This is a genomic window from Teichococcus aestuarii (assembly GCF_042651065.1).
In the GTDB taxonomy this organism is placed as follows: Bacteria; Pseudomonadota; Alphaproteobacteria; order Acetobacterales; family Acetobacteraceae; genus Pseudoroseomonas; species Pseudoroseomonas aestuarii.
The window spans coordinates 25,074-48,765 of sequence record NZ_JBHSCH010000028.1 but is presented as its reverse complement, the minus strand read 5'-3'; the positions used below and the strand labels follow the sequence as shown (position 1 = coordinate 48,765).

At 73.2% G+C, this 23,692-nt stretch carries 25 protein-coding genes; 7 read left to right on the top strand and 18 right to left on the bottom strand.

All coding sequences use genetic code 11. The features are described from left to right. Window positions 1-225: 225 nt before the first annotated feature. The 5 genes from ACFOY6_RS12680 to ACFOY6_RS12660 form a co-directional block, all read right to left on the bottom strand. Window positions 226-1,026 carry a hypothetical protein gene (locus tag ACFOY6_RS12680; RefSeq protein WP_109519044.1) on the bottom strand — a complete coding sequence of 267 codons (801 nt, stop codon included), beginning with the start codon at window positions 1,024-1,026 and terminating at the stop codon, window positions 226-228. A gap of 179 nt (window positions 1,027-1,205) precedes the next feature. Further along, window positions 1,206-1,544, bottom strand: coding sequence for a Grx4 family monothiol glutaredoxin (gene grxD / locus ACFOY6_RS12675; RefSeq protein WP_109519043.1), 339 nt, complete (start codon window positions 1,542-1,544; stop codon window positions 1,206-1,208). 11 nt (window positions 1,545-1,555) lie between these two features. Further along, the gene (locus tag ACFOY6_RS12670) at window positions 1,556-1,798 is read right to left on the bottom strand and encodes a BolA family protein (RefSeq protein ID WP_109519042.1); all 243 of its coding nucleotides are present in this window, start codon (window positions 1,796-1,798) and stop codon (window positions 1,556-1,558) included. A 47-nt stretch (window positions 1,799-1,845) separates the two neighbouring features. Further along, on the bottom strand, window positions 1,846-4,146 hold the full coding sequence (purL, locus tag ACFOY6_RS12665) for a phosphoribosylformylglycinamidine synthase subunit PurL (RefSeq protein WP_379651036.1): 2,301 nt from the start codon (window positions 4,144-4,146) through the stop codon (window positions 1,846-1,848). Then, the gene (locus tag ACFOY6_RS12660; RefSeq protein ID WP_379651034.1) at window positions 4,146-4,748 is read right to left on the bottom strand and encodes a transposase; all 603 of its coding nucleotides are present in this window, start codon (window positions 4,746-4,748) and stop codon (window positions 4,146-4,148) included. Before ACFOY6_RS12660 ends, purL begins: the two co-directional genes overlap by 1 nt. A 118-nt stretch (window positions 4,749-4,866) precedes the next feature. On the opposite strand from ACFOY6_RS12660, the gene ACFOY6_RS12655 reads away from it, so the two are divergent. After that, window positions 4,867-5,436 carry a TetR/AcrR family transcriptional regulator gene (locus tag ACFOY6_RS12655; RefSeq protein ID WP_379631179.1) on the top strand — a complete coding sequence of 190 codons (570 nt, stop codon included), beginning with the start codon at window positions 4,867-4,869 and terminating at the stop codon, window positions 5,434-5,436. Further along, a complete protein-coding gene (locus ACFOY6_RS12650) occupies window positions 5,433-6,647 on the top strand; it encodes an MFS transporter (RefSeq protein ID WP_379651032.1) in 1,215 nt (404 codons plus the stop codon). Before ACFOY6_RS12655 ends, ACFOY6_RS12650 begins: the two co-directional genes overlap by 4 nt. 49 nt (window positions 6,648-6,696) lie before the next feature. Here the strand turns inward: ACFOY6_RS12650 and ACFOY6_RS12645 are convergent, their stop codons facing one another. The 8 genes from ACFOY6_RS12645 to ACFOY6_RS12610 all read right to left on the bottom strand — a co-directional run bounded on the left by ACFOY6_RS12645 (window position 6,697) and on the right by ACFOY6_RS12610 (window position 15,661). After that, the gene (locus tag ACFOY6_RS12645; RefSeq protein ID WP_379651038.1) at window positions 6,697-7,575 is read right to left on the bottom strand and encodes a HesA/MoeB/ThiF family protein; all 879 of its coding nucleotides are present in this window, start codon (window positions 7,573-7,575) and stop codon (window positions 6,697-6,699) included. 94 nt (window positions 7,576-7,669) lie between these two features. Beyond that, a complete protein-coding gene (locus ACFOY6_RS12640; RefSeq protein ID WP_379651030.1) occupies window positions 7,670-9,799 on the bottom strand; it encodes an Ig-like domain-containing protein in 2,130 nt (709 codons plus the stop codon). 335 nt (window positions 9,800-10,134) lie between these two features. Continuing rightward, a complete protein-coding gene (gene dut / locus ACFOY6_RS12635; protein ID WP_109515901.1) occupies window positions 10,135-10,584 on the bottom strand; it encodes a dUTP diphosphatase in 450 nt (149 codons plus the stop codon). Further along, on the bottom strand, window positions 10,581-11,822 hold the full coding sequence (coaBC, locus tag ACFOY6_RS12630; protein WP_379651028.1) for a bifunctional phosphopantothenoylcysteine decarboxylase/phosphopantothenate--cysteine ligase CoaBC: 1,242 nt from the start codon (window positions 11,820-11,822) through the stop codon (window positions 10,581-10,583). The genes dut and coaBC overlap by 4 nt, the downstream gene beginning before the upstream one ends. A gap of 7 nt (window positions 11,823-11,829) precedes the next feature. After that, the gene (locus ACFOY6_RS12625; protein WP_379631607.1) at window positions 11,830-12,567 is read right to left on the bottom strand and encodes a class I SAM-dependent methyltransferase; all 738 of its coding nucleotides are present in this window, start codon (window positions 12,565-12,567) and stop codon (window positions 11,830-11,832) included. 81 nt (window positions 12,568-12,648) lie between these two features. Further along, entirely contained in the window at window positions 12,649-14,193 is a 1,545-nt protein-coding gene (gene murJ / locus ACFOY6_RS12620) for a murein biosynthesis integral membrane protein MurJ (RefSeq protein WP_379631605.1), read from the bottom strand. A gap of 115 nt (window positions 14,194-14,308) precedes the next feature. Then, entirely contained in the window at window positions 14,309-14,848 is a 540-nt protein-coding gene (gene secB, locus ACFOY6_RS12615) for a protein-export chaperone SecB (RefSeq protein ID WP_379631603.1), read from the bottom strand. Between the two features lie 255 nt (window positions 14,849-15,103). After that, window positions 15,104-15,661, bottom strand: coding sequence for a histidine phosphatase family protein (locus tag ACFOY6_RS12610; RefSeq protein ID WP_109515906.1), 558 nt, complete (start codon window positions 15,659-15,661; stop codon window positions 15,104-15,106). Window positions 15,662-15,814: 153 nt separating this feature from the next. Between ACFOY6_RS12610 and ACFOY6_RS12605 the strand changes: the two genes are divergently transcribed. Genes ACFOY6_RS12605 through ACFOY6_RS12595 form a run of 3 tightly spaced genes read left to right on the top strand, consistent with a single transcriptional unit; the run spans window position 15,815 to window position 18,391 of the window. Then, window positions 15,815-16,489 carry a Tim44/TimA family putative adaptor protein gene (locus ACFOY6_RS12605; RefSeq protein ID WP_379651025.1) on the top strand — a complete coding sequence of 225 codons (675 nt, stop codon included), beginning with the start codon at window positions 15,815-15,817 and terminating at the stop codon, window positions 16,487-16,489. A 5-nt stretch (window positions 16,490-16,494) separates the two neighbouring features. Further along, window positions 16,495-17,580: a murein transglycosylase A gene (gene mltA / locus ACFOY6_RS12600; protein WP_379651023.1), complete on the top strand. Its 1,086-nt coding sequence runs from the start codon at window positions 16,495-16,497 to the stop codon at window positions 17,578-17,580. A gap of 49 nt (window positions 17,581-17,629) precedes the next feature. Continuing rightward, window positions 17,630-18,391 (top strand): (Fe-S)-binding protein, encoded by a 762-nt coding sequence (locus tag ACFOY6_RS12595; RefSeq protein ID WP_109515909.1) that lies wholly within the window; start codon window positions 17,630-17,632, stop codon window positions 18,389-18,391. Between the two features lie 128 nt (window positions 18,392-18,519). Here the strand turns inward: ACFOY6_RS12595 and ACFOY6_RS12590 are convergent, their stop codons facing one another. Then, complete coding sequence (locus ACFOY6_RS12590) at window positions 18,520-19,395, bottom strand: alpha/beta hydrolase (protein WP_379651021.1); 876 nt, start codon at window positions 19,393-19,395, stop codon at window positions 18,520-18,522. Between the two features lie 155 nt (window positions 19,396-19,550). Here ACFOY6_RS12590 and ACFOY6_RS12585 point away from each other — a divergent pair, with 155 nt between their 5' ends. Beyond that, window positions 19,551-19,757: a ParD-like family protein gene (locus ACFOY6_RS12585; RefSeq protein WP_109515910.1), complete on the top strand. Its 207-nt coding sequence runs from the start codon at window positions 19,551-19,553 to the stop codon at window positions 19,755-19,757. Between the two features lie 67 nt (window positions 19,758-19,824). Beyond that, window positions 19,825-20,235 (top strand): nuclear transport factor 2-like protein, encoded by a 411-nt coding sequence (locus ACFOY6_RS12580; RefSeq protein WP_379631595.1) that lies wholly within the window; start codon window positions 19,825-19,827, stop codon window positions 20,233-20,235. 32 nt (window positions 20,236-20,267) lie between these two features. On the opposite strand, the gene ACFOY6_RS12575 is transcribed toward ACFOY6_RS12580, so the two are convergent. Genes ACFOY6_RS12575 through ACFOY6_RS12560 form a run of 4 tightly spaced genes read right to left on the bottom strand, consistent with a single transcriptional unit; the run spans window position 20,268 to window position 23,650 of the window. Continuing rightward, window positions 20,268-20,969 (bottom strand): ABC transporter ATP-binding protein, encoded by a 702-nt coding sequence (locus ACFOY6_RS12575; protein WP_109515912.1) that lies wholly within the window; start codon window positions 20,967-20,969, stop codon window positions 20,268-20,270. Window positions 20,970-20,974: 5 nt separating this feature from the next. Further along, entirely contained in the window at window positions 20,975-21,733 is a 759-nt protein-coding gene (locus ACFOY6_RS12570; RefSeq protein WP_379651019.1) for an ABC transporter ATP-binding protein, read from the bottom strand. Then, window positions 21,730-22,743, bottom strand: a complete 1,014-nt coding sequence (locus tag ACFOY6_RS12565) for a branched-chain amino acid ABC transporter permease (RefSeq protein ID WP_379651018.1) — start codon at window positions 22,741-22,743, stop codon at window positions 21,730-21,732. Before ACFOY6_RS12565 ends, ACFOY6_RS12570 begins: the two co-directional genes overlap by 4 nt. Then, window positions 22,736-23,650, bottom strand: a complete 915-nt coding sequence (locus tag ACFOY6_RS12560; protein WP_109515915.1) for a branched-chain amino acid ABC transporter permease — start codon at window positions 23,648-23,650, stop codon at window positions 22,736-22,738. Before ACFOY6_RS12560 ends, ACFOY6_RS12565 begins: the two co-directional genes overlap by 8 nt. Window positions 23,651-23,692 lie beyond the last annotated feature (42 nt).

Below are 23,692 nucleotides of genomic sequence, written 5' to 3'. Positions count from 1 at the left end.
CGGCCTGCCGGCCAATGTGGGCCAGAGCGCCTCGCCCAGCGGCAGCCCGCTGGTGGCCTCGGTGAGCACCACCGAGCGGCACAACGCCACCGGCCGTGTCCCCGGCCCCGTGGGCAACAGCGCCTCGGCCCAGGGCGGCTTCGGCACCGGCCCGCGCCTCGGCTGAGGCGGCCAGGCCCACGATCCCGGGGCGCGCCTTCATCCTGGAGGCGCGCCCCAGGCGCATCATGGGGCCGGCTGGGGGCCGGTGCGGGCGAAGCGCGCCCGCTGCCAGGCCATCGCCAGCACCACCGCCAGCAGCCCCAACGAGACGGCCGCGACGGCCGCGTCGAACTCCCGCTCCACCGTGTTGGCGTAGAGGATGCCCACCAGCGCCCAGGCCACCGCCGCCGCGTACCAGGGCGAGCCCTGCGCCGCCCACAGCACCCCCAGCACCAGCCCCCCCGCGGCGAGCAGGATCAGCACCGCCGCCAGGGTCTCGCCCGCGCCGTCCGGCTGGATGGCGCCGCTGATCCGCGCCGCCCCCGCGATGTTGGCGAAGCTGGCCACGGAGACCCAGCCGGCCATCAGCCCCACCAGCGGGCGGATGATCCAGCGCTCCGGCCAGGCCGGGCCGCCCGCATGGGCCGGCAGGCGGCGGTTGATGAAGAAGGCGGTGAGGCTGGCGGCCAGCATCAGCAGGATGATCAGCACGAGGTGCCAGCCATTCTCGGTCAGCGCCGCCACCACCATCCAGAGGTTCGAGCAGGCGAAGGCGGCGGCCAGCGGCCAGCCCAGCCGGCGCGCCGCCAGGCTGTCCCGCCCGCCGGAGGGGAGGAGCTGCCAGATGCCCCAGGCGATGCCGAGGGCGAAGATCACCCCCCAGATGGAGAAGGCATAGCCCGCCGGCACCACCGGCGTCTGGCTGCGGGCCGACATCTCGGCCATGGTGTGGCCGATGCCGAAGACCGGCGCCATGGCGCCGGCCAGCGGCTGCAGGATGGGCAGCACCAGGTTCAGCAGGGTGCGGGTGTCGTCGCGGGTCATGCGGGCCTTCCGGTGCGGTGTGCCGGGGGGAGGCGCCTCCCCCGCTCTGGGCAACGCCAGAGGTGGCGGCCGGTTGGCCGGCTGTGAAGGCGCGTTCCGGACATGAAAACGCCCGCCCCGTCATCCGGGGCGGGCGCCGGCGTTCCAGCCCAGGGCCGTGCGGGGCCCGGGCGCACCGCTCAGGCCGCGGCCTGGTGCGGGATGCCCTTCTCGTCGAGCAGCGCGGTCAGCTCGCCGTTCTGGAACATCTCCATGATGATGTCGCAGCCGCCGACGAACTCGCCCTTCACGTAGAGCTGCGGAATGGTCGGCCAGTTGGTGAAGGCCTTGATGCCCTCGCGGATCTCGGCATCCTCCAGCACGTTCACGCCCTTGAAGGGCACGCCGACGTGGGAGAGGATCTGCACCACGCGGGCGCTGAAGCCGCATTGCGGGAAGACCGGCGTGCCCTTCATGTAGAGCACCACCGGGTTCTCGGTGATCTCGGACTGGATGCGGTCGAAGGTCGGGTTGCTCATCGGGAAATTCCTCAGGAGGCCGCTTGCGGGGCGGAGGTCTGCAGGGCGAGGGCGTGCAGCGCCCCGCCCATGCGGCCCTGGAGCGCCGCGTAGACGAGCTGGTGCTGCTGCACGCGGGAACGGCCGCGGAACGCCTCGGACACCACGGTGGCGGCGTAGTGGTCGCCATCCCCCGCGAGGTCCTCGATCGTCACCTGCGCGTCCGGCAGGGCCGCCTTGATCAGGGCTTCAATCTCGGCTGCCGGCATCGCCATGCGGGGTCTCCTTCGTTGCGGGGCACTGCAAGGTTAACGAGGCAAGGTTAGCGGGCCATCAGGCCGGGCAGGAAGCGCTCATGCGCCTCCCGCAGGCGCGCCACCGATATGGCGTCGGCGCCCGGCACAACCAAGTCCCCACCCCCGGCGCGGCCGATGCGGCGGGCCGGCACGCCGGCGGCCTGCGCGGCCGCCAGCAGCGCCGCCGCGTCGGTGGTGGCCAGCAGGTAGCGGCCCTGGTCCTCGCCATACCAGAAGGCGTGCGGAGGGATGCCCCCCGTCAGCGTTTCCCCGGGCGCCGGCTCCAGCGTGGCGCCGGTCCCGCCTTCCATCGCCATCTCGGCCAGCGCCACCAGCAGCCCGCCATCGGCCAGGTCGTGGCAGCCGGCCACGGTGCCGGCGAGGATCTGCGCGCGGACGAAATCGCCATGGCGGCGCTCGGCGGCGAGGTCCACCGGCGGCGGCGCGCCCTCCTCGCGGCCCGCGATCTCGCGCAGCCAGAGGGACTGGCCGAGCCAGCCCTTCGTCTCGCCCACCAGCACGATCTCCTGGCCAGGCTTCAGCGCGTAGCCCACGGCCTTGGCCGCATCCTCGATCACGCCCACCGCGCCGATGGCGGGGGTGGGCAGGATGCCGCGGCCCTCCGTCTCGTTGTAGAGCGAGACGTTGCCGGAGACGACGGGGAAGTCGAGCGCGGTGCAGGCCGAGGCCATGCCGCGCACGGCGGCGGCGAACTGGCCCATGATCTCCGGCTTCTCGGGGTTGCCGAAGTTCATGTTGTCGGTGATGGCGAGCGGCAGGGCGCCGGTGGCGGTGATGTTGCGCCACGCTTCGGCCACCGCCTGGCGGCCGCCCTCCTCGGGGTCGGCGGCGCAGTAGCGGGGGGTGCAGTCGGTGGTCATGGCGAGAGCCCGGGCGCTGTCCTCCAGCCGGACGATGGCGGCATCCGCCGCGCCGGGGCGCTTCACCGTCTGGCCGCCCACCGTGCTGTCATACTGGTCCCAGATCCAGCGGCGCGAGCAGAGGTCGGGCGAGCCGATCAGGGTGAGGAGCGCGGGGGCGATGCCCGCCGGGTCCGCCACGCTGGCGGCGTCCAGCACCGGCTGCTTCGGCGTCTCGGCGGTGGGGCGGTGGTAGAGCGGCGCCTCGCTCTCCAGCGGCGCCAGCGGGATGTCCGCCTCCAGCGCGCCCTTGTGGCGGATGACGATGCGGCCCGTGTCGGTCAGGTGGCCGATGACGGCGAAATCCAGCTCCCACTTGCGGAAGATCGCCTCGGCCACGTGCTCCTGGCCGGGCTTGAGCACCATGAGCATGCGCTCCTGGCTCTCGGAGAGCATCATCTCGTAGGCGCTCATGCCCGTCTCGCGCTGGGGGACGTCGTCCAGCACCAGCTCGATGCCGACGCCGCCCTTGCCCGCCATCTCGACGGAGGAGGAGGTGAGGCCGGCCGCCCCCATGTCCTGGATGGCGACGATGACGTCGGTCGCCATCAGCTCCATGCAGGCCTCGATCAGCAGCTTCTCCGCATAGGGGTCGCCGACCTGGACGGTGGGGCGCTTCTCCTCGCTGTCGGCGCTGAACTCGGCGGAGGACATGGTGGCGCCGTGGATGCCGTCGCGCCCCGTCTTGGAGCCGACATAGACCACCGGGTTGCCGATGCCGGCGGCGGCGCTGAGGAAGATGCGGTCGCGCGGCGCGATGCCGACCGTCATGGCGTTGACCAGCGGGTTGCCGTTGTAGGCGGGGTGGAAGTTCACCTCGCCGCCCACGGTGGGCACGCCCACGCAATTGCCGTAGCCGCCGATGCCGCGCACCACGCCATCCAGCACCTGCCGCGTCTTGGGCAGCGACGGGTCGCCGAAGCGCAGCGCGTTGAGGTTGGCGATGGGCCGCGCGCCCATGGTGAAGACATCGCGCAGGATGCCGCCGACACCCGTGGCCGCGCCCTGGTAGGGCTCGATGAAGCTCGGGTGGTTGTGGCTCTCCATCTTGAAGATGGCGGCCAGCCCCTCGCCGATGTCGATGACGCCGGCATTCTCGCCCGGCCCGTGGATCACCCAGGGGGCCTTGGTGGGCAGCTGCCGCAGCCAGACGCGGCTGGACTTGTAGGAGCAGTGCTCGGACCACATCACCGAGAAGATGCCGAGCTCGGTGAGGGAGGGCTGGCGGCCGAGGATGGCGAGCGCGCGCTCGTGCTCCTCGGGCTTCAGGCCGAATTCGGCGGCGAGCTGCCGGGCACGCTCGGGGGCCAGCAGTTCGGGGGCGGGGCGGCCGGCAGGGCTGGGGGCGGGGCTGGACATGGGGGCCTTGTCGTCACCCGCGCGGCGCTTGTCCAGAGGATGTTCCATCAGCCCCAGCCCAGCCGCACGCTGCGCGGAATGCGGCGCCGCCCGGCGGCGTTTTTCGCCAGTTGCCGCAGGCTGGGCAGGGCGTTCTCCAGCAGGCCGGGCGGGGCGCCGGGGCGCGCCAGGTGCAGGAAGGCGCGGTTGCAGGTTTCGGACAAATCCGGGTCCGGCAGCAGCCAGGGCGGGCCGGGCAGGGCCTGGCGGATCTCCAGCCTGCGCGCCAGCAGCATCAGCGGCGGCCCCGCGATGCGCAGCGCCCGGCGGCAGGCGCGGGCGATGACGGCGCGCAGCCCCTGCAGCGGATGGCGGGGGCCGGCCTCGGCCAGCGCCTCCAGCAGCCGCTGCCACAGCCCGGCATGGGTCAGCCGCCGGAAATAGCGCGCCACGGTCTCCGCCTTGCCGTACTCGGCCGGCAGGTCCCGCCAGGGGGCGTGGCTGGCGGCGATGTGGAAGATGCCCTCCATCCGGGTCCGCAATTCCTTCAGCGGGCGGCCCTGGGGGGAGCGGTGCAGGAGGAAGGGCAGCAGCGCCAGCCACTCCGAATCGCTGATGCCGGTGAAGGCGGGGGAAGGGCCGGGGCGGGAAGGGCGGGGCGGGGGGCGCATGGCCGGGAGTCTAGCGCGGGGTTGGAGCTGTAGGCAAGTATTCCTATAAACCCGATTGTCTGCGCGACCGCCTTGCGCTGTAAAACGACCGCTTTACATTCCGGCCATGGATAAGCGGATGGACATCATCGCGGCCGCCGTCGCCGCCTTCGAGGCGGATGGCTTCCGGGGCCTGGGCGTGGACCGGGTGCTGGCGCCCTCCGGCACCTCGACCCGCACGCTCTACAAGCATTTCGGCTCCAAGGAGGGGCTGGTCCTCGCCGTGCTGGAGGAGAGGCACCGCCGCTTCGCCGAGGCGCTGGAGGCGGCGGCTCCTGAGGGAGCCGGAGAGGGAGCCGGGGAGGGATCGGGGGCGGAGCCGGTGGCGGTGCTGTTCGACACGCTCCGCCGCTGGCTCGGCGAGCATGGCGCGCGCGGCTGCATGCTGCTGCGCGCCCGCGCCGAGTATGCCGGGGCCAGCGACGAGATCGTGGCCCTCGTCCGCCGCCAGAAGCAGGAGTTCCGCGCCCTGGTCGCCACCCGCGTCGCGGCCGCCCTCGGGCGGGAGGATGCGCGGCTCGCGACCCAGATCTGGCTGCTGTTCGAGGGCGCGACGGCGGCGGCGAGCGTCGCCGAGCCCGAGGTGGTGGAGGCGGCGAAGGCGGCCGCCGCCGCGCTGCTCGGCGCCGCGCGGGGCGCCGCCGCATGAGGCCCGCCGCGCGGGACGGCAACCTCGTCGCCGCGGGCTTCGCGCTCACCGCCCTGACCTACGGGCTGGGCCGCTTCGCCTATGGCCTGCTGCTGCCGCAGCTTCGCGAGGCGCTCTCCCTCGGCACGGTGGCGGCGGGGTGGATCGGCGGCGGCGCCTTCGCGGCCTATTGCGCCGGCGTCCTGCTCGCGGCGCTCGGCGGAGACCGGCTCGGCGAGCGGGGCGTGGCGGTGCTCGCCGGCCTGACCGCGACGGCCGGGCTCGGCCTCGTCGCGCTGGCGCCTTCCGTGCCGGTGCTGGGCGCCGCCCTGGCGCTCGCCGGGCTCAGCACGGGCCTCACCTCGCCGCCCCTGGCCTCGGCCGTCGCGCGCCGCTTCGCGGCGCCCGCGCGCCCGTCGGCGAACGGGACGATCAACGCCGGCACCGCGGCCGGCATCATGCTCCCCGGCGCCGCGGCCCTGGCCTTCGCGGCGGCCTGGCGCGAGCTCTACGCGCTGTTCGCCCTGGCCGGCGCCGGCGTCACGGCCTGGTTGTGGTTCGCGGTGCCGCCCGGGCGCGATGGCTCCTCCGCCGGCGGGCCGGCGGGCGGGCTGGCGCGGCCGGGCCTCGCCCCCCTCTGCGCGGCCGCCTTCCTCATGGGCGCGTCGAGCACCGTGGTCTGGACCTTCGGCGCCGACATGCTGCGCGGCGAGGCCGGCTTCGCCGAGGCGCGGATCGCGGCCGCCTGGATGGTGCTCGGCCTCGGCGGGCTGGCCGGCGGGCTGACCGGCCGTCTCGTCGGCCATCTCGGCACCGGCCGCGCGCACCGCCTGGCGCTCTCCGGCATGGTCCTCGGCTATGCCCTGCTGGCCATGGCCCCCGCCCTGCATCGCAGCATTCTTTCCAGCCCTCACAGCGCCAGCATCTGCCCCTGGCCGACCGCCGCCAGGAAGGTCACGACCCCCGCCACCTCCACCCCCTCGGCCAGGGCTGTGGCGTCCAGCCCCTCGGCGCGCAGCCCGGCCTCGCAGGCGATGCGCCGCACCCCCAGCTCCGCTGCGGGCGCCAGCAGCGCCGCGACGCCGGCCGCGCCGCGCCCGGCCAGCCGCGCCGCGCGCGGGTCGTGCGGCAGGGGCGTATCGCGGCGCAGCAGGTGGCAGCCGCCATTGGTGGCGAACAGCACGGCCGGCCGGCCGATGGCGGCGGGGCCGGTGGCCAGCACCAGCGCATAATGCGCCGCCTCGTGCCCGCCGGAGCGGAGCAGGATGCCGAGCGGCAGGCTCATGCGCCGCTGGCGGCGCTGGCGGGCGCGCTGGCGCCCGCGCAGACGGGCGCGCAGACGGGCGCCGGGGCGGCGGCGTGGCAGGAGAGGTCGCGGATGGCCGGCGCCGGGCCGCAGAGCGGGCAGGCCGGGTCCCGCCGCAGCCGCACGGTGCGGAAGCGCATGTCCAGCGCGTCCCACAGCAGCAGGCGGCCGGCCAGCCCCTCGCCGATGCCGAGGATCTCCTTCAGCACCTCGGTCGATTGCAGCGTGCCCATCACCCCGGTGACGGCGCCGAGCACGCCCGCCTCCGAGCAGCTGGGCACCAGCCCGGGCGGCGGCGGCTCCGGGTGCAGGCAGCGCTGGCAGGGATGCTCGCCGCCGAGATGCGACTTGTAGACGGTGAGCTGCCCCTCGAAGCGCAGCACCGCGGCCGAGACCAGGGTGCGGCCCAGCAGGTGGCAGGCATCGCCCAGCAGGAAGCGCGTGGCGAAATTGTCGGTGCCGTCGCAGACGATGTCGTAGCGCGGGATCAGCGCCCGCGCCGATTCGGCGTCCAGCCGCAGCGCGTGCACCTCTACCGCCACCCCGGGGTTCAGGCGGCGGATCGTCTCGGCCGCGCTCTCGGCCTTGTTGCGGCCGATGCGCGGCGTGTCGTGCGCCACCTGCCGCTGCAGGTTGGACAGCTCCAGCCGGTCGTCGTCGACCAGGCCGATCGTGCCGATGCCGGCCGCCGCCAGGTAGAGCGCCAGCGGCGAGCCGAGGCCGCCCGCGCCCACCACCAGCACCCGCGCGGCGCGCAGCCGCGCCTGCCCCACCGCGCCCACTTCCTGCAGCAGGATGTGGCGCGAGTAGCGGTGCAGCTCGGAATCGGAGAAGTCGAGATCCATGCGCCCCATATGGGCGGGGCGGGCGGGCCGGCGCAATGGGCTCCGGCCCGCCCGGGCCGGCCTTGGCATCCGGCCCGGCGGTGGCCGCCGGGCCGGGCTTTCCTCACACCAGGTCGGGCACCGGCTCGAGCACCGTCACGGGCACGGGCAGGCGGCCCTCGGCGATGCCGAACTGCAGGTAGTGCTGCAGCGGGTTGATCCCGTCGGCTGCCACGTCGTCGTTCGCGGCCAGGTAGCCGCTGGTCGAGAAGGCCGCGCTCGGGTCGCGCTGCTCCCGCGCGCCGAACTCCAGGTAGTGCTGGAGCGGGTCGAGGCCAGCCTCGGCCACGTCGCTGTAGGTGGCGAGGTAGTAGTCCACGTCGAAGAAGGCGTTCGGGTCGCGGCCTTCCTCCCAGCCGAACTCGGCGAAGTGGCGCGACGGGTCGATGCCCGAGGCGGCGACGTCGGGGTTGTTCTCGAAGTAGAACTGGGCGTCGACCAGCGGGTTCTGCGGGCCGGTCACCTCCGGGGTGGACTGGAAGGCGGCCCGCTCCTCGGCCATGCCGAAGTAGAGGTAGTGCACCAGCGGGTTGAGGCCGGCCTCGGCCACGTCGGTGTTGTTCTGCAGGTAGAGGTCGCCGCTGAAGGCGTAGCTGGGCTCGCGCCCCTCGCGCCAGCCGAACTCCGTGTAGTGGGCCAGCGGGTCGATCCCCGCCGCGGCGACGTCCTGGTTCTGGTTCAGGTAGTAGGCGACGTCGAACAGGGCGTTCGGGTCGCGCCCCTCGTGCCAGCCGAACTCCATGTAGTGGGCCAGCGGGTCGGCGCCGGCCGCGGCCACGTCCGGATTCATCGCCAGGTAGTACTGGGCGTCGAAGGCCGGGGCGCTGGACGGGAAGCCCGCGGGGTCACGGAAGGCATTGATGGTCAGCGCCAGCGGGTCGGACAGGTCGGAGGCGTTGCCCTCCGCATCGCTGGCGATGGCGGTGAGCTGGTAGGTGCCGGCGGCCAGCGCCTGCTCGGGCGTGATCGTCCAGGTGCCGCCCTCGGCCACGGCCGAGCCCAGAACGGTCTCGCCATTGTAGAGGGTGACGGTCAGCCCGTCGGCGGCGGTGCCGGTGATGGTCGGCGTCGCGTCGGTGGTCATGCCGTTGCCGACGGTGCCGCTGTCGCTGCCCGGGTCCAGCGCCAGGGCCGCCGGAGCCTCCAGGGTGCCGCCGGCGGGCAGGTCGATCTCGACCACCGCCGGGGTCGGGCTGGTGGTGGAGATGTTGCCGGCCGCGTCGGTGGCGGTGGCGGTGAAGCTGTAGCTGGCTTCGGGCAGGGAGGGGGTGGTGAAGGTCCAGTTGCCCTCGGCGTCGGCGGTGACCGGCGTGCCCACCGTCTCGTTGCCGTTGAACACGGTGATGGTGCTGTTCGCCTCGGCGGTGCCGGAGAGCGTCAGCACGGGCAGGGCGGAGACACCGTCCGCGACGGCGCCTTCGCTGTTGGCGATGGCGACGATGACGGGCGCATCCGGCGGGGTGGTGTCGGTCTGATCGGTCGGGGTGACGGTGAAGTCGAAGATCTGCGAGGCGGTCAGCGAGGCGTTGCCCGCCGCATCCGCCGCCACGGCGCCGAACAGGTAGTCGCCGGCGACCAGGCCGGGAACCTCGATCCGCCAGGTGCCGTCATTCGCAGCGACCTCCGTGCCGGCATTCGTGTCCTGCCCGCCGAAATTCTGCCGCAGCGTCACCGTGGCGCCGGGCTCGGCCGTGCCGGTGAAGACCAGCGTGTCGACGGTGACGGTGTCGGCGACCGGATTGTTTTGAAGGTCGGTGATGGCGCCGATCACCGGCGCGTCCGGCGGGGTGACGTCGATCGCCGGGTCGGGCGGCACGGAGGCGAGGGTGAACTCGCCCTCGGTGCCCGGGATGCTGCCCACCTGCAGGTAGTAGGTCTGGTCGGCCCGGGCGAAGAACTGCACGGAGGAGGCGCTGCCGCCATTGTTCGTCACGCCGCCGAGGCTGGCGATGGAAGGCGCCGTGCCCGCGGGCGCGGACCAGATGATGAGGCTCTCGGCGGCCGATCCGGGGCCGAAGCTGAAGGCGACTGCGCCGTTCTCGGCCGGGGTGAAGCTGTACCAGACGCTGCTGGTGCCGCCGAAATAGTTGGATTCGCCTTCCTGCGCCGAGGCCTCGACGGTTGTGCCGACCAGGTTGGCACCCGGGTTGATGGCAATGGCGTTGATAATATCGTTGTTGGCTGGCGCTGCCATCTGCTGCTTCCCCGTTGGATTGAACTGGCAAGGGGATTTAGCTGCCTTCCGGAGATTCGCGTCAATCAAGACAGGACCTGCCGGGCAATGAATGCTTATAACGATCCTGTTATTGATACCGTTGTTGATATGCGGGAAACTATTATTTCGAAAATTTGTTCTGTTGGGCTCGCAACCGTTTCGTTTTTTCTATGTTCGATTGCTGGCGTGCGTCGCCGGCACCGGGAAACCGGCCCCGGGGAGTCGCCGATAAGGAGTGGAGGGCGGATGTGGAAAAGGGAGCCCGCGGCTCCCTTCCCGTGAATCCCGTGCCTGCCCGCCTGCCGGCGTGGTGGCTAGTGGCCGGTGCTGCCGAAGCCGCCGCCGCCGCGCGCCGTCTCCGGCAGCGCCGCCACCTCGGCCCAGGCGGCACGGGTGACGGGCGCCAGCACGCCCTGGGCGATGCGCATGCCGCGCTCCACCGTGAACGGCTCCGTGCCCGCGTTCATCACGATGACCTGCAATTCGCCCCGGTAGTCCTCGTCGATGGTGCCAGGGCTGTTGGGCAGCACGATGCCGTGCTTCAGCGCCAGGCCGGAGCGCGGGCGAATCTGCAGCTCGTGCCCCTCGGGCAGCGCCATCACCAGCCCGGTGGGCACCAGGGCGCGGGCGCCGGGGGCGAGGGTCAGCGGCGCGTCCACGGCGGCCAGCAGGTCGAAGCCCGCCGCGCCCGCCGTGGCGTAGGCCGGCAGCGGTAGCCCCTCGGCATGGGGCAGGCGGCGGACGGCGATGGTGGCGGTGCTCATGCGGGGCGGGTCTCCGGTTCGGCAAGCTGTGTGGCGACGCGCGCGGCGAGGCGTGCCGCCACCTCGGCCTTGGGCAGGCGCGGCCAGTCCTCGACCCCGGCCTCGGTCACCAGATGCACGGTGTTCTCGGTGCCGCCCATCACGTCGCCCGAGACATCGTTGGCCACGATCCAGTCGCAGCCCTTGCGCCGGCGCTTGGCGATGGCGTTGGGCACCACGTTCTCCGTCTCGGCGGCGAAGCCCACCACCAGGCCAGGGCGCCGCGCATGGGCGGCGAGCGTGGCCAGGATGTCCGGGTTCAGCGCCAGCGCCAGCGGCGGCGGCGGCGCGCCCGGCACCTTCTTCAGCTTCTGGGTGGCCTCCCCGGCGCTGCGCCAGTCGGCCACGGCGGCGGCGCAGATGGCGGCGTCGGCGGGGAGGGCGGCCTCGCAGGCGGCCAGCATCTCGCGCGCGCTCTCCACATGCACCACCGAGACCCCCGCCGGGTCCGGCAGCGCCACCGGGCCGGAGACGAGGGTGACGCGCGCCCCCAGCGCCGCCAGCGCGGCGGCGATGGCGTGGCCCTGGCGGCCGCTGCTGCGGTTGGCGATGTAGCGCACCGGGTCGATCGGCTCGTGCGTCGGGCCGCTGGTGACCAGCACATGCCGGCCGGCGAGCGGCCCCGCCGCCTGTGGTATTTGCGGCTCGGCTGCGGGCGGCGCCAGCAGCGCGGCGATGGCCTGGAAGATCTCGGCCGGCTCGGCCAGGCGGCCCGGCCCGCTTTCGGCCTCGGCCATGGCGCCGGTGCCCGGCCCCACCACCCGCACGCCGCGCGTTTGCAGCAGCGCCATGTTGGCCCGCGTCGCGGCATGGCCCCACATCGCCCAGTTCATCGCCGGCGCCACCAGGACCGGCTGCTCCGTCGCCAGCAGCACGGTGGTGGCGAGGTCGTCGGCCAGGCCATGCGCCATCTTCGCCAGCAGGTCGGCCGAGGCGGGCACCACGGCCACCATGTCCGGCATCCGCGCCAGGCGGATATGGCCGACATCCGCCTCCCCCTGGAGCGACCAGAGGTCCTGGTGCACCGGCTCCCCGGCGATGGCCTGCAGCGCGTGCGGCGTGACGAAGCGGGCGCCACCCGCCGTCAGCACGGGCGTGACGCGGGCGCCGGCCTTGCGCAGCAGCCGCGTCAGCTCCAGCGCCTTGTAGGCGGAGACGCTGCCCGAGACGACGAGCAGCACATGCTTCCCCGCCGGCATGAGGCGCCTACAGCTTCCAGCCGGTGTGGATGGCGACGATGCCGCCCGAGAAGTTCTGCCACTTCACCCGCTCGAAGCCGGCGCGCTCCATCATGCCTGCCAGCGTCGGCTGGTCGGGGAACATGCGGATGCTCTCGGCGAGGTACTGGTAGCTCTCCGAATCCTGGGCGATGCGGCCGCCGATGGCCGGCAGCGCCTTGAACGACCAGGCATCATAGAGCGGCCGCAGCGCGTCGATCTCGAGCCGGGAGAATTCCAGCACATGCATCCGCCCGCCGACGCGCAGCACGCGGTACGCCTCGCGCAGCACCGCGTCCTTGTCGGTGCAGTTGCGCAGGCCGAAGGCCATGGAGACCTTCTCGACGCTGGCATCCGGCAGCGGAATGCGCTCGGCGTCGGAGCAGACATAGGTCAGCCCCTCCGCCAGCCCCTTCTGCAGGGCGCGGTTCTGGCCGACATTCAGCATGGCGGCGTTGATGTCGGACAGGATGACCCGGCCGGCGCCGCGCTTCTTGGCCAGGAACGCCACATCGCCCGTGCCGGCGGCGAGATCGAGCAGCGTCTCGCGCGGGCCGGCGGCGATGGCGGCCACGAAGATCTGCTTCCAGGCCCGGTGCAGGCCGAGCGACATCAGGTCGTTCATCACGTCGTATTTGGGCGCGACGCTGTCGAACACCTCCCGCACCATCGACGCCTTGGCGTCCCTGGGCACTTCGCGGAAGCCGAAATCCGTGGTCTGGGTCATGCCTGCCAAGATAGCGCGATCGGCCGGGGCGGGAAGACGGGGGCCGGATGAATTCTCCCCGCGCCGCGCCCCGGGCCACGCTCAGGCCTTGCGGCCGCGCCGCAGCACCTCGCGCAGCTGGAGCGCGCCCAGCGCCTGGGTGGCGCCGAAATAGACCCCCGCCCCCACCGCCACCAGGGCGGCGAGGATGGCCAGCCTCACCGGCCCGGTGCCGGTGCCGGGCGGCGGGAAGGTGGCCAGCATCAGCCCGCCCACCACCGCCGCCATCAGCGCCGCCGCCAGCAGCAGGCGCCAGAGGTTGCGGCGCAGCCGGCGGTCGGCGACGAAATGGCCACGCCGCGCCAGGATGCCGGACAGCAGCCCGGCATTCACCCAGGCCGCCAGCGAGGTGGCGAGCGCGATGCCGACATGGCCGAAGAACTGCGTCAGGGTCAGCGACAGGCTGAGGTTCACCGCCACCACGGCGATGCCGATCTTGACCGGGGTGGCGGTGTCGCCGCGGGCGAAGAAGCCGGGGGCGAAGGCCTTGATCAGCACGAAGGCGGGCAGGCCGAGCGCGTAGGCGCGCAGCGCCTCGCCCACCAGCACCGCCTCCTCCGCCCCCAGCGCGCCGCGCTGGAACAGCACGCGCACGATCGGCTCGGCCAGCGCGATCAGGCCGGCGGCGGCGGGCAGGGTCAGCGCCAGGGACAGCTCCACCGCCCGGTTCATGCTGCGGTGCGCCGAGAGCGGCTTGCCGCCGCGCAGCTGGCGCGAGAGCACCGGCAGCAGCGCCGTGCCCACCGCCGCCCCCACCACGCCGAGCGGCAGCTGCGCCACGCGGTCCGCATAGGTGAGGAAGCTGATGGCGCCGACCGGCAGCAGCGAGGCGATGAAGATGTCGATGGCGAGCGAAAGCTGGGTGACGCTGGCGCCCAGCACGCCGGGCACCATCCGCTTCAGCACGGCGCGCGTCTCCGCCGTCAGGCGCGGGAAGGAGAGGATGGGGAAGCCCATTCCCACCTTGTGGCAGGCCACCACCACCAGGATGAGCTGCGCCACGCCGGAGACGGTGACGCCCCAGGCCAGCGCGTGCGCCGGGCTGGCCACGAAGGGGGTGAGGGCGAACAGCGCGCCGATGGCGAAGAGGTTGAACAGCAGCGGCGCGCCGGCTGCGAGGGCGAACTTGTCCACCGCGTTCAGCACGCCCGAGACCAGGGCGGTGAGGCAGATGAAGACGAGATAGGGGAAGGTGATGCGCGACAGCTCCACCACCAGCCCGAAGCGCGAGGGGTCGTCCACCAGGCCGGGGGTGAGCAGCCGCATCACCTGCGGCATGAACAGCATGCCGAGGCCCACCAGCAGCGACAGCCACAGCGTCATCAGCGTGGACATGCGGGCGGCCAGCTCGCGCGCGCGCTTCGGCCCCTCCAGCGTGAGGGTGCCGGTGAAGGCGGGCACGAAGGCGGCGTTGAAGGCGCCCTCGCCGAACAGGCGGCGGAACAGGTTGGGCAGGCGCAGCGCGATGAAGAAGGCATCGGCCATCGGCCCGGCGCCGAGGGTCGCGGCGATCAGCATGTCGCGGGCGAAGCCCAGGATTCGGCTGGCGAAGGTCCAGCCGCCGATGGTGAGGATATTGCGCAGCATCCGGGCGGGCCTGGGCGGGGCGGCCGGTGCGGCCGGCGTTGCGGGGAAGGGCGGGATGGCCGGGGCGCGCGGCCCCGGCTGGCTGCGCGGGGCCACGCGGCCCCGCGCCGGCGCGTCAGGCGCTGGCCAGCGGCGGCACCGGGGCGCCGCCCTGGAACTGGGCATCGCCCTGGCCGCGGCGGGACTGCCACAGCGCCACGAAGTCGATCGGCGAGAGCATCACGGGCGGGAAGCCGCCATCGCGCGTCACGTCGGCCAGGATGTTGCGGGCGAAGGGGAAGAGCAGGCGCGGGCACTCGACCAGCAGCAGCGGCTCGACCAGGTTGGGCTCCACGTTCAGCGTGAAGATGCCGCAATAGGACAGCTCGGCGATGAAGGCGGGCTGGGTGGTGCCGTTCGGAGCCGGCGCCTGGGCGTCGGCGCGGATCTGCAGCTCCACCTCATAGACGTTGCCGCCCTGCTGGAGCGGGCGGGCCTGCACGTCCAGCGCCAGGTCGATGCGCGGCTGCTCGCGCAGCGTCGCGAAGATCTCCGGCGCGCCCGGCACCTCGAAGGAGAGGTCCTTGGTGTACTGCAGGTTCAGCAGCAGCGGGCCCGGCGGCACGGCGCCGTTCGGGGCGGTGGTGTTGTCGGGCGGAAGCTGGGTGTCGGACATGCGGGCCCCTGATGCGGTTGCCGGAGGGTCGGTGTTCGTTCGGGTGCGGCGGGCGGGGTGCGGCGCTGGGCCGGGCCGGCGCCGCCGGACTCGCGGCGCGGGGTAGCACGCCCCGCCCGCTCTGTCACAGCGCTTCAGGCCCGGGGGCTTCAGGCACGGAGTTCAGGAGGCACGGGGTTCAGGCACGAGCGGGCTTCAGGCCCGGGGGCTTCAGGCGTGGCGGCTTCGGGCACGCGCCCTGGGCGGCCTCCGGCTTCAGCCGTGCCGCCAGCTGATGGTGGCGGGGGCGGGCGCGGTGGGGTCGCAGCGCAGCCACTGGCCGTTCGCCACCGATTCACCGGTCATCGACATGATGAACCCCCAATGGCTGACGACGAGGGTGTGCGCCCAGTCCGCCAGCGCGCCCATCTCGGCGCGGAACAGGCGGGCGCGGTCCTCCACCTGCCTGGCGGGTTCCTCGGTGGCGGGCCACCACACCTCGTCGATGTGGGAGAAGTCCAGTTCCGGCCACTGCATCGCCAGGGCGGCGCAGGGGGAGCCGATGTCGCAGGTGAAGGCATAGCGCTCGCGCACCAGCGGGTGCACCAGCACCGGCAGGCCGAGGCGGCGGGCCAGCGGCGCCGCCGTCTCCAGCGCCCGGGTGTAGGGGCTGGCAATGATGCGGCGGATATCCTCACCCGCCAGGGCCTCGGCCGCCTGCTCGGCCTGGTGGCGGCCGAGGATGGTCAGCTTCGGGTCCTTGATGCCCGGATCGCGGCGGGTCGCGCTGAAATGCAGGTTGAACTCGCTCTGGCCGTGACGCAGCAGGATCATCGCGGAACTCCGGAGGGGACGGGCTGGCAGTAACGGCAGGCGGGTGGGGCGGCAAGATGTCGGCTTTATGACGTGCGCCGGGCGGGTTGGGCAGGCGGGGGCCGTTGCGGTGGCGCCGCATGACCCCTAAGTGATGCACATGAGGAGAATGCAATGTCCGGCGGATTTCCGGTCGATCTGATCCTGTTCGCCATGGTGGCGGCCTTCCTGGTGCTGCGGCTGCGCAGCGTCCTGGGCCGCCGGCAAGGCTTCGAGCGGCCGCCGCAGGAGCGTCCCGTCCCCGGCCAGGGCATGCCCGGCCCGGCAGAATCGGACGCGCCGCAGATGCCGCCGCCGCCGGTGGCCGGCGCGCCGCGCCTGGCGATCCCGGATGCGCGCTCGCCCGTCGGGCAGGCGCTGCAGCGCATCCGGCAGGCCGATGCCGGCTTCGACCCGGCCGCCTTCCTGGCCGGGGCGGAGGGCGCCTTCCGCATGATCGTCGCCGCCTTCGCCAAGGGCGACCGCGAGACGCTGCGCAACCTGCTCTCCGCCGACACCTATGCCGGCTTCGAGCAGGCGCTGGTGACGCGCGAGACGGCGGGCGAGCGGCAGCGCACCGAGATCCGCGCCGTGCACGACATGGCCATCGAGGGCGCCGACCTGCGCGGCAGCGTGGCCGACATCACCGTGCGCATCATCTCGGACCAGGTGAACGTCACCACCGGCCCGAATGGCGACATCGTCTCGGGCGCCGAGGCGGTGACCGAGCTGACCGACATCTGGACCTTCCAGCGCGACCTGAGCAGCGCCGACCCGACCTGGAAGCTGGTCGGCACCCACGCCGCCTGAGCCGCGTGGCACGCCCGCCGGCCGGCCGGGGCCTCCGCCCCGGCCGCATCGCCGCCTTCGCCCTGCTCTGCCTTCTGGCCGCCTGCGCCGTGCCGCCCCGCCATGTGGCGGAGCTGCCGGGCTGGGGCGAGGACAGTCTGGCCGAGGCCATCCCCGCCTTCATCGCCGGCTGCCGCCCGCCCGCCCTGCCGGAAGCGCTCTGCGCCGAGGCCGCGGCCCTGCCGCGCGGCGACAACGCCGCCGCCCGCGCCTTCTTCGAGCGCCGCTTCACCCTGCGCGCCGCCGGCGAGGGGCTGATGACCGGCTATTACGAGCCGGAGCTGCGCGGTGCCGCCAGCCGCGGCGGCCCCTACACCATCCCCCTGCACGGCCGCCCGTCCGACTTGGTGGAGGTGGATCTCGGCCGCTTCGCGCCCGACCTGCGCGGCCGCCGCACGGCGGGGCGGGTGGAGGCGGGGCGTCTGGTGCCCTACCCGGACCGCGCCGCCATCGAGGCCGGCGCGGTGGAGGCGCCGGTCCTGCTCTGGGTGGACGACGCGGCGGAGAAATTCTTCCTGCAGATCCAGGGCTCCGGCCGCATGGTGCTGCCGGACGGCTCCGTCCGCCGCATGGGCTATGCCGCGCAGAACGGCCGCGCCTATGTGCCGATCGGCCGGCTGCTGGCCGAGCGCGGCGAGATCCCGCGCGAGCAGGTGTCGATGCAGAGCATCCTCGCCTGGCTGGAGGCGGCCGGGCCGGAGCGCGCCCGCGCCCTGATGGCGGAGAACCCCTCCTACGTCTTCTTCCGCGAGGCCAGCGCGCGGCCCGAGCAGGGGCCTTCCGGCTCGCTCGGCGTGCCGCTGACGCCACTGCGCTCGATCGCCGTGGACCGTGGCGAGATCCCGCTCGGCAGCCCCGTCTGGATCGTGGCGAAGCACCCGCTGACAGGCGCGCCGATCCGCCGGCTGGTGCTGGCGCAGGACACCGGCGGCGCCATCAAGGGCCCGGCGCGGGCCGATCTGTTCTGGGGCTGGGGCGAGGAGGCGGCCGAGGCCGCCGGGCGGATGAAGGAGACGGCCACGCTCTACGTGCTGGAGCCCGCCGCGCCCTGAGCGCGCCGGGCGCTTGCATCCGCCCCCGCCGCGGCTATCGTCCCCGCCCATGTCCGAGCCGAAGCCGCGCGTCGCCCTGTTCGTCACCTGCCTGGTCGATCTCTACCGGCCCTCCGTCGGCTTCGCCGCCATCCGCCTGCTGGAGCAGGCCGGCTGCCAGGTGGAGGTGCCCGCCTTGCAGACCTGCTGCGGCCAGCCCGCCTACAACAGCGGCGACCGCGCCACGGCGCGCGACCTGGCCCGGCCCGTCATCGACGCCTTCCTGCCCTACGACTTCGTCGTCGCCCCCTCCGGCTCCTGCGCCGGCATGATCGCCAAGCACTATCCCGGCCTGTTCGACAACGACCCGCACTATCGCGCCCGCGCCGAGGCGCTGGCGGCGAAGACGCATGAGCTGGTCTCCTTCCTGGTGGATGTGCGCGGCCTGGAGCGCGTCGCCGCCCGCCATGCGGGGGTGGCCGCCTACCACGATGCCTGCTCCGGCCTGCGCGAGCTGGGGGTGAAGGCACAGCCGCGCCGCCTGCTGGCGGGGGTCGAGGGGCTGACGGTGAAGGAACTGGCCGAGCCCGAGCTGTGCTGCGGCTTCGGCGGCACCTTCTGCGTGAAGTACCCCGACATCTCCACCCGCATGGTGTCCGACAAGGTGAAGGACATCGAGGCGACGGGCGCGGACACGCTGCTGGCCGGCGACATGGGCTGCCTGCTGAACATGGCCGGCCGCCTGCACCGCCAGGGCAGCCCGGTGCAGGTGCGCCACGTGGCCGAGGTGCTGGCCGACATGACGCGGGATGTGCCGCCCATCGCGGGGTGAAGACGAAGGGTTCTTTTTTGGAAAAAAGAACCAAAAAACTTTTGTCGGTTTGGCGGTGCGCCAGCCACCGACGCGCCGCCAGACTCGAAAAGTCTTTTTGCTTCTTTTTCTTCAGAAAAAGAAGAATCTCACCGAAGGCCCATGGCCCTGAGCACCGCCCGCGCGAGTGGCGTGTCGGCGCAGAGCTGGAAGACGATGTCGAAATGGTTGGAGCCGGCCGGCGCCGGCACGAGCGTCACGGCGCAGCCCGCCTCGGCGCAGTATTCGGCCTGCGCCCGGGTCTGCGCCTTGAACTCCCCGGTCTCCGTCTCGGCCACGGAGAAGACCAGCGGCGTGCCCGGCGCGGGAGGCGGCAGCAGGGCCGGCGAGTTGCGCGCGGCGGCGGCCTCGTCCAGCCGCATCCACTCGTTCACGTGGCAGAGGCGGAGCGGCTCCAGCTCGTAGAGGCCGGAGAGCAGGGTGGCGCCGGCCACCGGGCGCGGCGGCAGGCCGAGGCGCGACGGCCAGTCGCCCCCCGCCGCCAGCATGGCCGCGAGGTGCCCGCCGGCCGAGCTGCCGGCGACGTGGATTCGCGCCGGGTCGCCGCCGAAGCGGCCGATGTTGCCGTGCAGCCAGGCCAGCGCCGCGCGGCATTGCCGCACGATCTCGTCGAGCGTCGCGGCGGGGGCGAGGGCGTAGTTCACCGCCACCACGCAGGCCCCGGCGGCGGTGAGGTAGGGCGCCATGAAGCCGGAATCGGCGGCGTCCAGCAGCCGCCAGTAGCCGCCATGGATGAAGACGAAGACCGGCGCCGGGCCGGGGGTGGCGGCGGGGTAGATGTCCAGCCGCTCGGGCTCCGTGGGGCCGTAGGGCAGGCCGATGCGCGCCCCCGGCAGCGCGGCCTTCGCCGCCTCGGTGCGGGCGCGGTACTCGGCCAGGATCGGCATGATGTCCGGCACGGTGGCGCGGGCGTTGTATTCGCGGTCCAGGGCGGCGCGGCCCATGCCGCGATAGGTGTCGGTCACCGGGGCATCTTCCTTCGTCTTCGTGTCGTTCTGGCGTGCCGTTCTGGACGGCAGGGCCTGATCAACAGGCCAGCCCTCCGAGAAGCCGGCGTGCATTGACCAGCGGGTATATGATTCATATACGGACCATGAGCTTCGCACAGGCTGGATGACCGATGGGACTCGTCAAGATTGATGACCGGCTCCATGAGCAGGCCCGCCGCGCCAGCACGGTCATGTGCCGGTCGATCAACGCGCAGGCCGAGTTCTGGATGAAGATCGGCATGCTGGCCGAGGCAAACCCGGCCATGACTTTCAACGACATCGTCAGGACGCAGCTGCTGCAGGCGGAACATTGCCCCGTGCAGCCCACCAGGGCCTGAGCCGGCCGAAGGCGGGCCACACCGAATTCCAGCCACGCTGAATTTCCAGCCACAGGGCAGTGTCAGAATGACCATTCAGGACGAGATCGGGGCCTTCTTCGCCGGCTACCTCGATGCCTTCGCCCGCGGCGATGCCGATGCCCTGAGCGCATTGTGGGACCCGGTGGGGCTGTTCCCGGCGCCGGGCGGGAACTTCGCCATGGAGCGGCCGGCCTTCCGCGACCACTGCGTCAGGCTGATGGCGTTCTACCGCCAGCAGGGCGTGGTGCGGCCCGTGGGGCGGCTGCTGGCCTCCGCCGAGCTGTTCCCCGGCGTCGCGGAGGCGCGCATGGCCTACCGCATGCTGGGCGAGGGCGACGCGCTGATCGCCGAGTGGGAGCATGTCTACATCCTCCGCCGCGCGGATCGCTGGCGGGTGTCGCTGACGATCGCCGATGGCGAAATGGCGGCTTGGGCCGCGCGCGGCGCGCGGCTCTGAGGCCGCGCAGCCCTTGCAGGAACGTCCCCTGCCTACAGCCCGATCCACCCGCGCACCCGCGCCGCCTCCCGCGCCAGCGCGGCGCCGTCGCCGGTCCAGACGGTGCGGCCCTTCTCCAGCACGTGGTGCCGGTCCGCCAGTCGCGAGAGGGCGCCGAGATTCTTGTCGATCACCAGGATGGACAGGCCGCGCGCCTTCAGCGCCGCCAGCGTGGCCCAGATCTCGGCGCGGATCACGGGGGCCAGCCCCTCGGTGGCCTCGTCCAGCACCAGCAGGCGGGGGTTGGTCATCAGCGCGCGGCCGATCGCCAGCATCTGCTGCTCGCCGCCCGAGAGGGTGCGGGCATACTGCCCCGCCCGCTCGGCCAGGCGCGGGAACAGCGCGTAGATGCGCGCCAGGTCCCAGGGCTCGGGCAGGCCGAGGCGGTTGGCGGCGGTGGCGACGAGATTCTCCCGCACGGTGAGGGTGGGGAAGACCTGCCGCCCCTCCGGCACCAGCCCGATGCCGCGCCGCGCGATCGCCTCCGGCGTGGCGCCGGCCAGGCTCTCCCCGCCGAATTCCACCCGCCCGCCGCGCGGCGGGTTCAGCCCGAGCAGGGCGCGCACCGTGGTGGTCTTGCCCATGCCGTTGCGGCCGAGCAGCGTCGCCACCTCGCCCTCCCGCACCAGGAGGTCCACGCCGAACAGCACCTGGCTGTGGCCGTAGCCGGCGGTCAGGCCGGAGATCTCGAGCATCGGCCTCAGCCCTCCTCGTCCTCGGTGAGGTAGGCGGCGCGCACCGCGGGGTCGGCGCGGATCTCCTCCGGCGGGCCGGAGGCGAGGCAGCGCCCGTCCACCAGCACGGAGACGCGGTCGGCGAGCGCGAACACCGCCTCCATGTCGTGCTCTACCAGCAGGATCGCCATGCGGCCCTTCAGGCCGCGCAGCGTCTCGGTCATGGCGCGGGATTCGCTGGGGCCGAGGCCGGCCATCGGCTCGTCCAGCAGCAGCAGGCGCGGCGCGGCGGCCAGGGCGAGCGCCAGCTCCAGCTGCTTGCGCGCCCCGGCCGAGAGGTCGCCGGCCGGGCGCTCCCACAGCGCCGGCTCCACCCCCGCCTGCAGCAGCAGCAGCCGGGCCGGCTGGCGCAGCCGCTCGTCCCGCCGCGCGTCGCGCCAGAAGCGGAAGCTGTGGCCCTGCTGCGCCTGCACCGCCAGCGCCACGTTCTCCAGCGTCGTCGCCTCGTCGAGCAGCTGCACGATCTGGAAGGTGCGGGAGAGGCCGCGCCGCACCCGCCGCGCCGGCGGCAGGCGGGTGATGTCCCGCCCCGCGAACAGGATGCGCCCGGCATCGGGGCGGATCTCGCCGGTGATCTGGCTGATGGCGGTGCTCTTGCCGGCGCCGTTCGGCCCGATCAGCGCGTGCAGCTCGCCCATGCGGACGGCGAGGGAGAGGTCGTCGGTGGCGCGCAGCCCGCCGAAGCGCTTGTGCAGCCCCTCCACCAGCAGCAGCGGCGCGGTCATGCCTGCGCCCGCCCCGGGGCGCCCGGCCGGCGCAGCAGCGCCATCAGCCCGCCGCGCGCGAACAGCACCACCGCGATCAGCAGCGGCCCCAGCACGAACTGCCAGTGCTCGGTGAGGCCGGCCAGCCAGTATTCCAGCCCGACCAGCGCGATGGCGCCCAGCACCGGCCCCATCAGCGTGCCGACGCCGCCCAGGATGACCATGATCATCAGCTCGCCGGACTTGGTCCAGGCGAGCATGTCGGGGCTGACGAAGCGCGCGTAGTTGGCCATCAGCGCGCCCGCCAGCGCCGCGCCCATGCCGGAGAGGATGAAGGCGGCGAGCTTGTAGGGATAGGGCGCGATGCCGAGCGCCTGGAGCCGCCGCTCGCTCTGCCGCGCGCCGGAGAGCACCTGCCCGAAGCGCGAGCGCGTGACGCGCCACAGCAGCAGCAGCCAGGCCACCAGCAGGCCGAGGCAGAGCCAGTAGAGCTGCGCCGCGTCCCGCAGGTTGAGCCCCGGGAACTCGCCCTGGCGGCGCACGCTCAGCCCGTCGTCGCCGCCATAGGCCTTCAGCGAGACGAACAGGAAGAACAGCATCTGCGCGAAGGCCAGGGTGATCATGATGAACTGCACGCCGCGGGTACGCAGCGAGAGCGCGCCGATCAGCGCCGCCCCCGCGCCGCCCACCGCCATGGCGGCCAGCAGCGTGACCGGCAGCGAGGTGGTGCCGGGGATGAAGCCCCAGAGCGGCTCCTGCCAGGACCAGTGGGCGTAGAGGATGCCCACCGTGTAGCCGCCGAGGCCGAAGAAGGCGGCATGGCCGAAGCTGACCATGCCGCCATAGCCCAGCACCAGGTTCAGCGCGCTGGCGGCGATGGCGTAGATGGCCATGCGGGTGGCGAGGCCGGTACTGGCCGGCGTGCCCAGCGCCTCGGCCGCCCAGGGCAGGGCGATGGCGAGCGCCAGCAGTGGCGGCAGCGCCAGCCAGCCGGGGGAGGGGCGGCGGGCGCGGCGGAACATCCTACGCATGGGCGGGGAACAGCCCGCGCGGCCGCAGCAGCAGCACCAGCGCCATCAGCAGATAGACCCCCATGGAGGCGAGGCCGGCGGCCAGCGCGTCGGCGTCCGGGCCCTGCATGGCGCCGCGCAGCAGGGCGGGCAGGTAGGCGCGCAGCAGCGTGTCCACCAGCCCCACCAGCAGCGCCCCCGCCAGCGCCCCGCGCACCGAGCCGATGCCGCCGATGACGACGACGACGAAGGTCATGATCAGGATCTGCTCCCCCATGCCGACCTGCACGGAGAAGATCGGCCCCGCCATCAGCCCGGCCAGCCCCGCCAGCAGCGCGCCGAGGCCGAAGACCAGGGTGTAGAGCTTCCGTACATCCACGCCGAGGGCGCGGACCATCTCCCGGTGCGTGGCGCCGGCGCGCACCAGCATGCCGGTGCGGGTGTGCCGGATCAGCCCGTACAGCCCCGCCGCCACCAGCAGCCCCACGGCCAGGATGGCCAGCCGGTAGGCCGGGTAGGGCACGCCGGGGATGATCTCCACCGCGCCGCGCAGCCCCTCGGGGATGTCCACGAAGAGCGGCTGCCGGCCGAACAGCAGGATGGCGCCCTGGTTGAAGAACAGGATCAGCCCGAAGGTGGCCAGCACCTGGTCCAGGTGGTCGCGCGCATAGAGGCGGCGCAGCACCAGCAGCTCCACCGCCATGCCCGCCAGCGCGGCGGCCGCGAGGCCCGCCGGCACCGCCAGCAGCGCCGAGCCGGTCTGTGCCGCCACCCAGGCGGCGGCGAAGGCGCCCACCATGTAGAGCGAGCCATGCGCCAGGTTGATCACGCCCATGATGCCGAACACCAGCGTCAGGCCTGCGGCCAGCAGGAACAGCATGACGCCGAGCTGCAGGCCGTTCAGAAGCTGCTCCAGCAGCAGGACCATCAGACAGACTCCGAAAGCGCCGGGGGAATGAATCCCCCCGGG